Annotated in this window: 9 protein-coding genes and 1 pseudogene; 7 read left to right on the forward strand and 3 right to left on the reverse strand. The window is 69.4% G+C overall.

The window, feature by feature from the left end; genetic code table 11:
• The first annotated feature begins 242 nt into the window (after positions 1–242).
• Both MSZK_RS16070 and MSZK_RS16075 read left to right on the forward strand, forming a co-directional pair.
• Complete coding sequence (locus tag MSZK_RS16070) at positions 243–2,078, forward strand: acyl-CoA dehydrogenase (protein WP_099249460.1); 1,836 nt, start codon at positions 243–245, stop codon at positions 2,076–2,078.
• Positions 2,079–2,201: 123 nt separating this feature from the next.
• Positions 2,202–3,431 (forward strand): S9 family peptidase, encoded by a 1,230-nt coding sequence (locus MSZK_RS16075; protein ID WP_099249480.1) that lies wholly within the window; start codon positions 2,202–2,204, stop codon positions 3,429–3,431.
• A 237-nt stretch (positions 3,432–3,668) separates the two neighbouring features.
• Here the strand turns inward: MSZK_RS16075 and MSZK_RS16080 are convergent, their stop codons facing one another.
• The gene (locus MSZK_RS16080; protein WP_099249462.1) at positions 3,669–4,973 is read right to left on the reverse strand and encodes an acetyl-CoA C-acetyltransferase; all 1,305 of its coding nucleotides are present in this window, start codon (positions 4,971–4,973) and stop codon (positions 3,669–3,671) included.
• Between the two features lie 117 nt (positions 4,974–5,090).
• On the opposite strand from MSZK_RS16080, the gene MSZK_RS16085 reads away from it, so the two are divergent.
• Positions 5,091–6,443, forward strand: a complete 1,353-nt coding sequence (locus MSZK_RS16085) for a 3-oxoacyl-ACP reductase (protein ID WP_099249464.1) — start codon at positions 5,091–5,093, stop codon at positions 6,441–6,443.
• Positions 6,444–6,454: 11 nt separating this feature from the next.
• Entirely contained in the window at positions 6,455–7,300 is an 846-nt protein-coding gene (locus tag MSZK_RS16090; protein ID WP_099249482.1) for a MaoC/PaaZ C-terminal domain-containing protein, read from the forward strand.
• A 58-nt stretch (positions 7,301–7,358) separates the two neighbouring features.
• Here the strand turns inward: MSZK_RS16090 and MSZK_RS16095 are convergent, their stop codons facing one another.
• Both MSZK_RS16095 and MSZK_RS16100 read right to left on the reverse strand, forming a co-directional pair.
• Positions 7,359–7,979, reverse strand: coding sequence for a TetR/AcrR family transcriptional regulator (locus tag MSZK_RS16095; RefSeq protein WP_099249466.1), 621 nt, complete (start codon positions 7,977–7,979; stop codon positions 7,359–7,361).
• 64 nt (positions 7,980–8,043) lie between these two features.
• Positions 8,044–9,249: a glycoside hydrolase family 3 N-terminal domain-containing protein gene (locus MSZK_RS16100; protein WP_099249468.1), complete on the reverse strand. Its 1,206-nt coding sequence runs from the start codon at positions 9,247–9,249 to the stop codon at positions 8,044–8,046.
• A gap of 139 nt (positions 9,250–9,388) precedes the next feature.
• Between MSZK_RS16100 and MSZK_RS16105 the strand changes: the two genes are divergently transcribed.
• From MSZK_RS16105 to MSZK_RS16115, 3 genes and pseudogenes are all read left to right on the forward strand, one after another.
• Complete coding sequence (locus MSZK_RS16105; RefSeq protein ID WP_071948071.1) at positions 9,389–9,562, forward strand: DUF2613 domain-containing protein; 174 nt, start codon at positions 9,389–9,391, stop codon at positions 9,560–9,562.
• A 55-nt stretch (positions 9,563–9,617) separates the two neighbouring features.
• Complete coding sequence (locus MSZK_RS16110) at positions 9,618–13,823, forward strand: alpha-(1->3)-arabinofuranosyltransferase (RefSeq protein ID WP_099249470.1); 4,206 nt, start codon at positions 9,618–9,620, stop codon at positions 13,821–13,823.
• A 10-nt stretch (positions 13,824–13,833) separates the two neighbouring features.
• Positions 13,834–14,151 (forward strand): annotated as a pseudogene (locus MSZK_RS16115) (phosphotriesterase-related protein); the annotation flags it as partial.

Genomic DNA, 14,151 nt, shown 5'->3' on the forward strand with positions numbered 1-14,151 from the left:
TCACGCCTCTGCGCATTCGCACAGCTCAGAGCCCTGGCGGCGCCGCCGGAAACTGAATTGACGGCCGCGGTAAAGCCCCAAACCGACCGGTGGGTTGGTTAGTTGACTCAAGTTGCCCACAGTCGGTTGATTTCCGATTACCCGTGGGTATAGTAAGCCGTGTTACTGGTGGGTAACTTAGCCCGAAGTACTCAACCACAAAGCCCAAATTCAGGTGACATTCTCGCTGAGGAGGAGCCGTCATGAGCCACTACAAGTCAAACGTGCGCGACCAGGTATTCAACCTGTTCGAGGTCTTCGGTCTCGAGAAGGCGCTCGGCCAGGGCAGCTACAGCGATGTCGACGCCGACACGGCGCGCGAGATGCTCCAGGAGATGAGCAGGCTGGCCGAAGGTCCGATCGCCGCATCGTTCGTCGAGGGCGACCGCAACCCGCCGGTTTTCGATCCCGAGACCCACTCCGTGAAGTTGCCGGAGGCGTTCAAGAAGTCCGTGCACGCCGTGACCGAAGCGGGCTGGGACAAGGTCGGCATCGAGGAGGAGCTCGGCGGCACGCCGGTTCCCCGTGCCCTGGTCTGGGCGCTGGCCGAGCACGTGCTCGGCGCCAACCCGGCGGTCTGGATGTACGCCGGTGGCGCAGGCTTCTCCAGCATCTTCTACAAGCTGGCCACTGACGAGCAGAAGAAGTGGGCTGTCCTCGCCGCCGAGCGCGGCTGGGGCTCCACCATGGTGCTCACCGAGCCGGACGCCGGCTCCGATGTCGGCGCCGGCCGGACCAAGGCCGTCAAGCAGGACGACGGCTCCTGGCACATCGACGGTGTGAAGCGGTTCATCACCTCCGCCGACTCCGACGACATGTTCGAGAACATCTTCCACCTGGTGCTCGCCCGTCCCGAGGGCGCAGGGCCCGGCACCAAGGGCCTGTCGCTGTTCTTCGTACCGAAGTTCCACTTCGACCCCGAGACCGGCGAGCTCGGCGAGCGCAACGGTGCCTTCGTCACCAACGTCGAGCACAAGATGGGCCTGAAGGTCTCCACCACCTGCGAGCTGACCTTCGGTCAGCACGGCGTGCCGGCCAAGGGCTGGCTCGTCGGCGAGGTCCACGACGGCATCGCGCAGATGTTCGACGTCATCGAGATGGCCCGAATGCTGGTGGGCACCAAAGCAATCGCCACGCTGTCGACTGGTTACCTGAACGCCCTGGAGTACGCCAAGGAGCGGGTGCAGGGCGCCGATCTGACCCAGATGACCGACAAGACCGCTCCGCGCGTCACCATCACCCACCATCCGGACGTCCGGCGTTCGCTGATGACCCAGAAGGCCTACGCCGAAGGGCTGCGGGCGCTGTACATGTTCACCGCGACCTACCAGGATGCCGAGGTCGCCAAGGCACTGCACGATGTCGACGGCGAACTGTCGGTGAAGGTCAACGACCTGCTGCTGCCGATCGTCAAGGGGGTCGGCTCCGAGCAGGCCTACGCGAAGCTGACCGAGAGCCTGCAGACCTTTGGTGGCTCCGGCTTCCTGCAGGACTACCCCGTCGAGCAGTACATCCGCGACGCCAAGATCGACTCGCTCTACGAGGGCACCACCGCCATCCAGGCGCAGGACTTCTTCTTCCGGAAGATCGTGCGCGACAAGGGTGTTGCGCTGGCGCACGTCTCCGGCCAGATCGAGGCGTTCATCTCCAACGAGTCGGGCAACGGCCGGCTGAAGTCGGAGCGCGAGCTGCTGGCCAAGGCACTCGAGGATGTCCAGGGTATGGCCGCCGCCATGACCGGCTACCTGATGGCCGCGCAGGAGGATTCCGCCAGCATCTACAAGGTGGGGCTGGCGTCGGTTCGCTTCCTGATGAGCGTCGGCGACCTGGTGATCGGCTGGTTGCTGCAGCGCCAGGCCGCGGTCGCCATCGCCGCTCTCGACGCAGGTGCCACCGGCGCCGACCGCTCCTTCTACGAGGGCAAGATCGCCGTGGCGTCATTCTTCGCCAAGAGTTTCCTGCCGCTGCTGACCAGCACGCGACTGGTGATCGAGTCGATCGACAACGACATCATGGAGCTCGACGAAGCCGCTTTCTAGAGATTCGCCGCGAACGGCCCTGGGATCGTCTGGTCCCGGGGCCGTTCCCGTTCAGCGGGGACCCAGGTCGGGACTTTGGGCTCTGGCAGTTAGCTGGGCGTCGGCTACATTCTAGGAATGGCGATGCTTGACAGCAACGACCCGATTCCCGGGGGTCCCGCGCCGACCGGCAAAAAGTCGGGCAATGCGGGCCCTCTGGCGAATATTGTCGGGCCGTTCACCAAGGCCGGGGGCTATTACGCCCGCTCGTGGGGGACCTACCTCGACGGTCGCGGCGGCGAGTTGCCCGTCGCCCGCCCCACGCTCTCGCTGGCCACCCACGCCCTGCGCGACGAGATCGTCCTGGTCGGACTGCGGTTGCGTCGCCCCTTGAGCGACGCGGCGGTCTACGAGCGCATCAACGCCGAAGTCGTCGAGGCCATCGACCTGTACGGCAAACGCGGCTGGCTGGCCCGGCCGGAGGGCTTCTTCACCGCCCCGCCCACCCCGACCGACGTGTCGGTCCGGTCCCACAAGAGCGGCGGCCGCACCCACGAGCGCATCTCGTTCGACAGCGGCTACCAGCCACACCGCGGGGAGCCCGGGCGCGATCGTTGGCTCAGCTACACCGGCAACCACCGCGAATACGCGTTGATGCTGCGCCACCGCGAGCCGCGCCCATGGCTGGTGTGCGTGCACGGCACCGAGATGGGCCGCGCCAACCTGGACCTCACGCTGTTCCGGGCCTGGCATCTGCACCAGAACTTCGGCCTCAACGTGGTGCTGCCGGTTCTTCCGATGCACGGCCCGCGTGCGAAGGGACTGCCCAAGGGCGCCGTCTTCCCCGGGGAGGACGTGATGGACGACGTGCACGCCACCGCGCAGGCGGTCTGGGACATCCGCCGGGTGCTCGCCTGGATCCGCAGCCAGCAGCCCGACGCCCGGATCGGGCTCAACAGCATCTCTCTGGGCGGTTACATCGCAGCGCTGGTGGCCAGCCTCGACGACGATCTCACTTGCGCGATCCTGGGCGTCCCGCCGGCCAATCTGGTGTCGATCCTGGGCCGCCACGCCGGCCTGGGCGCCGACGATCCCCGGCACCGCACCCTCGAGCTGGCCGAGCCGATCGGCGCGATGATCTCCCCGCTGTCCCTGCAGCCCAAGGTGGCCCCGGAAGGCCGCTTCATCTACGCCGGCGTCGCCGACCGCATCGTGCACCCGCGTGAGCAGGTGCTGGGGCTCTGGGAACACTGGGGGCGGCCGAACATCGGCTGGTACCGCGGCGGTCACACCGGGTTTTTCCAGGCCCGGCCGGTTCAGCAGTTCGTCGACGCCGCGCTGGTGCAATCCGGGCTGGTGGATTCGGGGACATAGGCCCCAGAGAAGATCCCAGAAAAGATCCTCAGAAAAACCGCCGCTGGAATCCCCTCTTCTCCAGCGGCGGTTCCTTCGTTCGCGTCAATTCGACACAAACAAAGAGGATGCCCCGTGTTGCCGTCGGGTCGGGGGGTCAGACGGCAACACGGAGCTATCCAGTACATAGGTTGCCCGCACGGGTTCGTTACAAACCCCGGACAACTTTTTTCAGAAAATTTTCGCCGACGCCCACGATCACGCCTCGAGGATCGCGGTGACGCCCTGGCCGCCGGCCGCGCAGATCGAGATGAGGCCACGAACGGGCTGGCCGGTGGCCTTTTTCTGCTCGGCGAGCTGCTTGGCCAGCTGCGCCACGATTCGCCCGCCGGTGGCCGCGAAGGGGTGCCCAGCGGCCAGCGAGGAGCCGTTGACGTTGAGCTTGCTGCGGTCGATCGCGCCCAGCGCGGCGTCCAGGCCGAGCCGTTCCTTGCAGTACTCCTCGGACTCCCAGGCCTGCAGATGAGCCAGCACCACCGACGCGAACGCCTCGTGAATCTCGTAGAAGTCGAAGTCCTGCAAGGTCAGGCCGTTGCGGGCCAGCAGCCGCGGCACCGCATAAGTCGGCGCCATCAGCAGGCCGTCGGCGCCGTTGACGTAGTCGACCGCCGCGGTCTCCGAGTCGACGAAGTAGGCCAGTGGCTCCAGCGAGTGTGACCTTGCCCACTCTTCACTGGCCAGCAACGCCACCGAGGCGCCGTCGGTCAGCGGGGTCGAGTTGCCCGCGGTCATCGTCGCGTCGCCGTTGCGCACGCCGAACACCGGTTTGAGGGTGGCGAGCTTCTCGGCGCTGGAGTCCGCGCGCAGGTTGTTGTCCCGGTACAGCCCGAGGAAGGGGGTGACCAGGTCGTCGAAGAAGCCGCGATCGTAAGCCGCGGCCATGTTGCGGTGACTGGCGGCAGCCAGTTCGTCCTGGTCGACGCGCTTGATGCCCATTTTCTTGGCGGTGATCGCAGCATGCTCGCCCATCGACAGCCCGGTGCGAGGTTCGCCGTTGGTCGGGATCTCGATGCCCAGCGAGGCAGGTAGCTTGCCGACCAGCTTCAGGCGGCCGACGTTCGACTTGGCCCGCCGCAGACCCAGCAGGGTCCGGCGCAGCTCGTCGCCGAGGCCGATCGGCGCGTCAGAGGTGGTGTCCACCCCGCCGGCGGCCGCGACCTCGTAGCGGCCCGCGGCGATCCCGTCGGCGGCCGCGATCGCCGCCTGCAGCCCGGTGCCGCAGGCCTGTTGCAAGTCGATGGCCGGGGTGTAGGGCGACAGCTGGCTGCCGAGCACGCTCTCGCGCATCAGGTTGAAGTCGCGGCTGTGCTTGAGCACCGCGCCTCCGATCACCGCGCCGAGCCGCTCGCCGGCCAGGCCGAACCGGTCCACCAGACCGGCGAGCGCGGCGGTGAACATGTCCTGATTGGACGCCTCGGCATAGGCGCCGTCCGATCGCGCGAACGGAATGCGGTTGCCGCCGATCACGGCGACCCGGCGACTGTTTGCACTGGTAGAGGCCACGTCAATCTCCGCTGTGAGTTCGGTTTGATGGGGGTATACCCAACCCATACTACGCACCTTCCTTACTCTGGAGTAAGTTCGTTCCCGGTCCCCCGCATCGACTCGAAAGGCACATCCGTGGCTTCCGACCTTTTCTCTCAGATCGTCAACTCCGCGCCGGGCGCGCTGTTGGCCAAGCAGCTCGGTGTCCCGCAGCCGGAGACACTGCGGCGCTACAAGGCCGGCGAGCCCCCGCTGGCCGGCTCCTTGCTGATCGGCGGAGCCGGCCGCGTGGTCGAGCCCCTCCGGGCGGCGCTGGCGCAGGATTACGACCTGGTGGCCGACAACCTCGGCGGACGCTGGGCCGACTCATTCGGCGGCCTGGTGTTCGACGCCACCGGCATCACCGATCCGCAGCAGCTGCGCGGCCTCTACGAGTTCTTCACCCCGCTGCTGCGCAACCTCGGTCCGTCGGCGCGCGTCGTCGTGATCGGCACGACTCCGGACGAGGCGGCGAGCACCGACGAGCGCATCGCCCAGCGCGCCCTCGAGGGATTCACCCGCTCGCTGGGCAAGGAGCTGCGCCGCGGTGCCACCGTCGCCCTGGTCTACCTGTCACCGGCGGCCAAACCCGCGGCCACCGGCCTGGAGTCGACGATCCGGTTCATCCTGTCCGGCAAGTCGGCCTACGTCGATGCGCAGGTCTTCGTCGTCGGCGCGGCGGATTCCACCCCGCCCGCCGACTGGGACAAGCCGCTGGCCGGCAAGGTCGGCATCGTGACCGGAGCGGCCCGCGGCATCGGCGCCACCATCGCCGAAGTGTTCGCCCGAGACGGCGCCAAGGTGGTGGCGATCGACGTTGATTCCGCCCGAGACGCACTCGGAGAGACGGCGGCCAAGGTGGGCGGCACCGCCCTGCCCCTGGACGTCACCGCCGCCGACGCGGTCGACACGATCACCGCGCACCTGCGCGAGCACTACGACGGCCACGCCGACATCCTGGTCAACAACGCCGGGATCACCCGGGACAAGCTGCTGGCCAACATGGACGACGCCCGCTGGGATGCCGTCGTCGCAGTGAATCTGCTTGCGCCGCAACGCCTGACCGAAGGCCTGGTGGCCAACGGCGCCATCGGTGCGGGCGGGCGGATCATCGGGCTGTCCTCGATGGCCGGCATCGCAGGCAACCGCGGGCAGACCAACTACGCGACCACCAAGGCCGGGATGATCGGTCTGACCCAGGCGCTGGCGCCGGTCCTGGCCGACAAGGACATCACCATCAACGCGGTCGCGCCCGGCTTCATCGAGACCGCGATGACCGCGGCGATCCCGCTGGCCACCCGGGAGATCGGCCGCCGGCTCAACTCCCTGTATCAGGGCGGCAAGCCGGTCGACGTCGCCGAGACCATCGCCTACTTCGCCAGCCCCGCCTCGAATGCCGTGACCGGCAACGTGATCCGGGTGTGCGGCCAGGCGATGTTGGGAGCCTAGCCGTGACTGTCGTGAGTCAACAGCCCAGTGGGCTCCGCAACCTGCTGCGCGCGGCGGCCGGGTCGTTGCCCTTCATTCCGCGCGGCGATCAGCTGCCCACCCGCACGCTGACCGTCGACGAACTGGCGATCGACCCGTCGAACGTCGCCGCCTACGCGGCGGTCACCGGCCTGCGCTTCGGCGACACCGTGCCGCTGACCTATCCGTTCGTGCTGACGTTCCCGACGGTGATGGCACTGATCACGAGCTTCGACTTCCCGTTCGCCGCAATGGGCGCGGTGCATGTCGACAACCAGATCACCCGCTACCGTCCGATCGCGGTCACCGACACCGTCGGGGTCACGGTGCACGCCGAGAATCTGCGCGAGCACCGCAAGGGGCTGCTGGTCGACGTCGTCGCCGACGTGCACGTGGGCAACGAGCGGGCCTGGCACCAGGTCACCACGTTCCTGCACCAGCAGCGCACCAGCCTGTCCGGTGGGCCCAAGCCGGAGCCGCCGAAACGGCCGAAACTGCCGCCACCCAACGCGATTCTGCGCATCAGCCCCGGAACGATCCGGCGCTACGCGTCGATCGGCGGCGACCACAACCCGATCCACACCAGCGCGATCGGCGCCAAGCTGTTCGGCTTCCCGACCGTCATCGCCCACGGCATGTTCAGCGCGGCGGCGGTGCTGGCCAACATCGAGGCGCAAGTGCCCGATGCCGTGCGCTATTCGGTGAAGTTCGGGAAACCGGTCGTGCTGCCTGCCAGCGCCGGCCTCTACGTCGACCGGGTCGCCGACGGCTGGGACATCTCGCTGCGCAACATGGCCAAGGGCTACCCGCACCTGACCGGGACGATCCGCGGACTGTAGCGATTTCGGCGCGCTTTCGTTCGCCCAGCGGCGGTTTGCGCGCCGAAATCGCGACACATCAGGGAGTTGCGGGCGAGGCTTCCTTGTCGGCCGGGGCGCCTTTGAGGCCCCGCCAGAACAGGTTGATCAGCATGTCGGCAGCCTCGTCGACATCGGCGTCACCCGCACTGACCCGGGCCGCCACCGCCTCGCCAGCGCCCACCAGCGCGACGGCCATCATGTGAAAGTCGGTGCCGGGCTCGGGATGTCGCGTCCCGGCCTCCAACAGCCGGGCGACCATGTCGATGATCTTCTCGCGGCCCTCGCGAACGGTATGGGCGAAGGCCTGCGAACTGGTCGCCTGGGTGTAGAGCACGATCCACGACGCCCGGTTGGCATCGATGTAGCGCAGCACCGACAGGATCACGCTGCGCAGCAGATCGTGCGGGCTCTGCTTGAGGTCGATATCGTCGCGCACGGCCTCGATGAACCGGCTGAGTTCGCGCGCCAGGCACGCCCCGAACAGTTCTTCCTTGGACCCGTAGTACAGATACAGCATCGGTTTGGAAATCTGCGCCTCGGCCGCGATGACGTCCATCGAAGTTTCGTGGTAGCCGTTGAGCGAGAACATCTGCACAGCGGCGTCGAGCATCTGCTGCTCCCGCACGGCACGGGGCAGCCGCTTGGTGCCACCCGCCATATCGTCGCCTTTCGCCGCCGTCGATCCCCCGGTCGCTGTCGCTCGTGCCACCGAATAGTTCAGGCTAACCGCCGCAGCGCGGACTTTGGCCTTTCAGACGCGCCATCCGCAGCACCGAAGTCTCGACAGCCGGCAGCGACAACTCACCGGCGTTGACGGCTTTCTCCAGCCGGTCCAGCACCGCGGGGACCTCGTCGGTGGTCACCCACAGCGCCACGTCGGTGCCGGCCTGCAGGCTGCGCAGCACCGCCTCGGCGACGCCGTAGCGGTCGGCGATGGCCGCCATGCTGGACAGGTCGTCACTGAACACCGGGCCGTCGAAGGCCGGGCCGCCGTACCCGCCGCTGCGCAGCAGGTCCACCGCGGCGGCGCTGAGGCTGGCCGGCGTCGAGCCGGTCAGCCCGGGCACCTCGAGGTGGCCGATCATCACCCCGACCGGGGCTTGCCCGGCCAGCGTGCGATAGGGAATCAGGTCGTCGTTCTGCAGGTCGGCCAGCGGCGGGGTGGTGACCGCCCCGGCGGTGTGCGAGTCGCCCGACCCGTGGCCGTGACCTGGGAAGTGCTTGAGCACCGGCAGCAGCCCGGCATCGCGCAGACCGCGTGCGTAGGCGCCGGCGTACTCGGTGACCTTGGCCGGATCGTTGGAGAACGACCGGTCACCGATCACGGTGTCGTCGGCATCGTCGGTGACGTCGACGACGGGCGCGAAGTCGATGGTGATCCCGAGGCCGCGGATCTTGCGGCCACGGTCGAGTGCCAGCTGGTACACCTCGTCGGGGGTATTGGTCGCGGCCAGCACCCGGGCCGAGGGGGCCGAGCCGATCAGCGAGGACAACCGCTCCACCCGGCCGCCCTCTTCGTCGACACTGACCGCCAGCGGCAGCGGCCCGGCGTTGGCGATGTCGGGCAGTGAGCCGTCGGTCAGCATCGAGAGGTCGGTCCAGCTGCCGATGAAGATGCCACCGACGTGGTAGCTGTCCACCACAGCGCGCGCGTCGGCGGCGCTCTTGACGCCCACCATCAACACCTGGGCCAGCTTGTCGCGGGTCGACATCGCGCTCAGCAGCGCAGGCCCGTCGCCGCAGGCGGGCTGTGCCGGCGCCGCGGGTGCAGGCGCGGGCCCGGCCATCGGGCTGGCCGACGATGACGTGCTGACCGGCGACGACGACGAAGCACCGGTGCGCGCGGCGGGCGCTGAGCAGCCGACGAGCAGCAACGGTAGTGCCGACAGGGCCGCGATTCCACGCATCGAGAGCAGGCGGGTAGGCATCCGCACATGCTGTCATGGCCGTCGCCGAGGGCCAACCAAGGTTCGCCGCGTGCTAGGTTGGCCAGCGGGTATTCACCGCGCACGCAGCGGGTGTTCCACCCTGGCCCCAGCCCCAGCATCCGAGCAAGGAGAACCGACCATGACCCGGTTCGTGGTTCCTGCCGCCGCCAGCATCGTGGTCGGTCTGTTGCTCGGGGCTGCCGCGATATTCGGCGTGACGCTGATGATCCAGCAGGACACCAAACCCCCGCTGTCGCCCGGTGATCCCGCGTCGTCGGTGCTCAACCGCGTCGAGTACGGCAACCGCGGCTAGCCTGAGCACGCCACCCGCCTCCGCGGTCACGGAGGCGCCCCTGTCCACCGCGCCGGTGTCGCGGCGCTGGCTCGGCGCAGCGTTCGCGGTCGCGCTGGTGCTGTGCTTCGCGCAGTCGCCCGGGATGATCTCGCCGGACACCAAACTCGACCTGACCGCCAACCCGCTGCGCTTCCTGGCCCGAGCGGCCAACCTGTGGAACAGCGAGCTGCCCTTCGGCCAGGCGCAGAACCAGGCCTACGGCTACCTGTTCCCGCACGGGGCGTTCTTCCTGCTCGGCGACACCCTCGGCGTACCGGGCTGGGTCACCCAGCGGTTGTGGTGGGCGCTGCTGCTGACCGCCGGATTTTGGGGGTTGCTGCGGGTCGCCGAGGCGCTAGGCATCGGGACGAGGCCGTCGCGCATCGTCGCCGCGGTGGCCTTCGCGTTGTCGCCCCGGGCGCTGACGACCCTGGGGTCGATCTCCTCGGAAACCCTGCCGATGATGCTCGCGCCATGGGTGCTGCTGCCGGTGACCCTGGCGCTGCGCGGCAGCTCAGGCGACGGCCGGTCCCTGCGGATGCTGGCCGGCCGGGCCGGGATCGCGCTGGCGCTGATGGGCGCGGTCAACGCGGTGGCCACGATCACCGGCTGCCTGCCCGCGCTGATCTGGTGGCTGTGCCACCGGCCGAACAAGGTGTGGTGGCGTTTCAGCGGCTGGTGGGCGCTGGCCTCGGCCCTGGCGGTCTTGTGGTGGGTGGTGGCGCTGCTGGCGCTGGGCCGGATCAGCCCGCCGTTCCTGGATTTCATCGAGTCCTCCGGAGTCACCACCCAGTGGACGTCGCTCACCGAGGTGCTGCGCGGCACCGACAGCTGGACCCCGTTCGTGGCGCCGAACGCCACCGCGGCCGCCGAGCTGGTGACGCAGCCGGCCATGATCCTGGCCACCACGCTGGTGGCCGCCGGCGGGTTGGCCGGGTTGGCACTGCGCTCGATGCCGGCGCGGGGTCGGCTGATCACCATGCTGCTGATCGGCGTGGTCCTGCTCGGCGTCGGCTACTCCGGCGGGCTGGGCTCGCCGGTGGCGCACCAGGTGCAGGCGTTCCTGGACGCGGCGGGCGCACCGCTGCGCAATGTGCACAAGCTGGAGCCGGTGATCCGCATCCCGCTGGTGCTGGGGCTGGCGCACCTGCTCGGCCGGATTCCGCTGCCCGGCAGTGCACCACGACCGGTGTGGATCCGGGCGTTCGCCCACCCCGAGGACGACAAGCGGGTGGCCGTCGGCATCGTGGTGCTCGCGGCCCTCACGGTGGCCACCTCGATGGCCTGGACCGGGCGGCTGACCCCACCCGGTGCGTTCGACGCCATCCCGGACTACTGGCACCAGGCCGCGGACTGGCTGACCGAGCACAACACCGGTGACCCCACCCCGGGACGGGTGCTGGTGGTTCCGGGCGCGCCGTTCGCCACCCAGGTGTGGGGTAACAGTCACGACGAGCCACTTCAGGTTCTCGGCGAAAGCCCCTGGGGGGTCCGCGATTCCATCCCCCTGACCCCACCGGTGACGATCCGCGCGCTGGACTCGGTGCAGCGCTTGTTCGCCGCGGGCCGGCCGTCGGCGGGACTGGCCGACACCCTCGCCCGCCAGGGCATCTCCTACGTGGTGGTACGCAACGACCTGGACCCGGACAAGTCGCGGTCGGCCCGGCCCCTGCTGGTGCACCGGGCCATCGACGGGTCGCCGGGTCTGCAGAAGGTGGCCGAGTTCGGCGACCCGGTCGGGCCGGGCACGCTCGAGGGCTTCATCAGTGACAGCGGTTTGCGCCCGCGCTATCCCGCGGTCGAGATCTATCGCGTTGGCGGCCAAGGCAATCCGGCTGCCCCCTATCTGACTGACGCGAGCCGGATGGCCCGGGTCGACGGTGGCCCCGAGGTGTTGCTGCGCATCGACGAACGGCGCCGCCTGCTCGGCCAGGCTCCGTTGGGGCCGATGCTGCTGACCGCCGACGCCCAGCGCGCCGGGCTGCCGGTCCCGCTGGTCACCGTCACCGACACCCCGGTGGACCGGGAAACCGACTACGGCCGCGTCGACGACCATTCGTCGGCGGCCAGGGCGCAGGGCGATCAACGCAACACGTTCAACCGGGTGCCCGACTACCCGGTTCCCGGAGCCAAACTCGTCCACGGCGCGTGGACCGGCGGGCGGCTGTCGGCGTCGAGTTCGTCGTCGGACGCCACCGCACTGCCCAACGTGGCCCCGGCCAGCGGGCCCGCCGCCGCCGTCGACGGCGATCCGGCCACCGCGTGGGTGTCCAACTCGCTGCAGGCCGCGGTCGGGCAGTGGCTGCAGATCGACTTCGACCACCCCGTCACCAACGCCACGCTGACGATCACGCCGAGCGCGACCGCCGTCGGCGCGCAGGTCCGCCGTATCCAGGTGTCCACCCCGAACGGCACCACCACGGTGCGGTTCGACGAGCCGGGCAAGCCGCTGGCCGTGGCCCTGCCCTATGGCGAGTCGCCGTGGGTGCGGATCACCGCGATCGGCACCGACGACGGTTCCTCCGGCGTGCAGTTCGGCATCACCGACCTGTCGGTCACCCAGTACGACGCGTCGGGGTTCGCCCACCCCGTCGATCTGCGGCACACCCTGGTCGTGCCGGGGCCGCCCGCCGGATCGACGGTCGCGGCGTGGGACCTGGGCTCCGAGCTGCTCGGCAGGCAGGGTTGCGCGGACTCGCCCGACGGCGTGCACTGCGCGGCGTCGATGGCCCAAGCCCCCGACGAACCGGTCACCCTGAGCCGGACGCTGACCGTGCCCGCCCCGATCGCGGTCAGCCCCACAGTGTGGGTGCGGGCCCGGCAGGGGCCGCATCTGGCGGACCTGATCGCCCAGCCGGGCACCACCAGGTCCCGGGGCGACGCCGACCTCATCGACGTCGAAGGGTCGGCCTACGCGGCGACCGACGGTGATCCCCGCACCTCGTGGACTGCGCAGCAGAATGTGGTCCAGCACCGCACCGCCCCCACCCTGACCGTGACGCTGCCGAAGCCGACCGAGGTCACCGGGCTGGCGCTGACCCCGAGTGCCTCGCCGCTGCCCACCCACCCCACTATGGTCGCCATCGACCTCGGCGACGGCCCGCAGACCCGCCGGCTGGACGCCGCGGGGACCCAGCGGGTGTCACTGCGGCCCCGGGTCACCGACACGGTGCGGATCAGCCTGCTGAACTGGAATGACGTAATCGACCGCACCGCATTGGGTTTCGACCAGCTCAAGCCGCCCGGCCTGGCCGAGGTCGCGGTGCTGGGCCCCGACGGCAAACCCGTCGCCGCGGCCGACGCCGCCCGCAACCGCAAACGCACGATCGAGATCCCCTGCGGCCAAGGGCCCATCGTCGCCGTCTCGGGCCGCTTCGTCCAGACCTCGGTGACCAGCACGGTCGGGGCGTTGCTGGACGGTGAGCCGATCCCCGCTCGCGCGTGCGACCCGACGCCGATCGACCTGCCGGCCGGCCGGCAGGAGCTGCTGATCAGCCCCGGGTCGGCCTTCGTCGTCGACGGCGCCCAGCTGTCCGGGCCGCAGGCCGGCCAAATACCCACCGCACCAACAACTCCCGCCGAGGTCACCACGTGGGGGCCGGACCGCCGGGAGTTCACCCTGGCCAGGTCCCCCACCGCCCGGGTGCTGGTCGTTCCCGAAAGCGTCAATCCCGGCTGGGTCGCCCACCTGCCCGACGGGGTCACCCTGACCCCGGTGGTGGTCAACGGCTGGCAGCAGGGGTGGGTGGTGCCCGCCGGCGAGCAGGGCACGGTCACGGTGAGCTTCCCGTCCAACCGCGGCTACCGGATCGGCCTTGCCGTCGGCCTGTCACTGCTGCCGCTTCTCGCGCTGTTGGCGCTGGTGCCACCCCGGCGCCCGGTCGCGCGCAGGGACCCCGTGCGGCCGTGGGCGCTGCGGGTGCTGCCGGCCGCGGGCGTGCTGGCCGCCGGCGGGCTGATCGCCGGGCTGGGCGGTCTGCTGGTGTTCGGGGCGGCCATCGTGCTCGGCTACCTGCTGCGCAATCGCGTCCTGCTGCGCGACCGGGTGACGCTGGGCGCCAGCGCCTGCGGGCTGATCGCGGCGGGCGCGCTGCTGTCGCGCTACCCGTGGCGATCGGTCGACGGCTACATCGGCCACTCGCCGTGGGTACAGTTGCCGGCCCTGATCGCGCTGGGGGCGCTGGCCGCATCCGTGCACAGTGACACCGAAACCGCCGAGGACACAAGCATTCCTCGTTAGGGTGCCAGACATGGCTGCATCTGACGTGACAACGCCGTCACGCGTCGAGACCGTACGGGGGCCGATTCCGGCCGACGACCTGGGCGTGGTGTTCATGCACGAACACGTCTTCGTGCTGTCGCAAGAGATCATCGCCAACTACCCGCAGGGCTGGGGGGACGAGGCCGTTCGGGAAGCCGACGCCGTCGCCAAGCTCAACGAGCTCAAGGCCCTCGGGGTGGACACCATCGTCGACCCCACGGTCATCGGGCTCGGCCGCTACATTCCACGAATCCAGCGGGTGGCCGCGCAGACCGATTTGCAGATCGTGGTGGCCACCGGGATCTAC

The organism is Mycobacterium sp. shizuoka-1 (genome assembly GCF_002723835.1).
GTDB lineage: Bacteria > Actinomycetota > Actinomycetes > Mycobacteriales > Mycobacteriaceae > Mycobacterium.

Bases quoted from the DNA above. Each gene is read 5' to 3' on its own strand.
- MSZK_RS16100 (WP_099249468.1), bottom strand. From the start codon at position 9,249: ATGCCTACCCGCCTGCTCTCGATGCGTGGAATCGCGGCCCTGTCGGCA.
- MSZK_RS16105 (WP_071948071.1), top strand. From the start codon at position 9,389: ATGACCCGGTTCGTGGTTCCTGCCGCCGCCAGCATCGTGGTCGGTCTG.
- MSZK_RS16070 (WP_099249460.1), top strand. From the start codon at position 243: ATGAGCCACTACAAGTCAAACGTGCGCGACCAGGTATTCAACCTGTTC.
- MSZK_RS16095 (WP_099249466.1), bottom strand. From the start codon at position 7,979: ATGGCGGGTGGCACCAAGCGGCTGCCCCGTGCCGTGCGGGAGCAGCAG.
- MSZK_RS16075 (WP_099249480.1), top strand. From the start codon at position 2,202: ATGCTTGACAGCAACGACCCGATTCCCGGGGGTCCCGCGCCGACCGGC.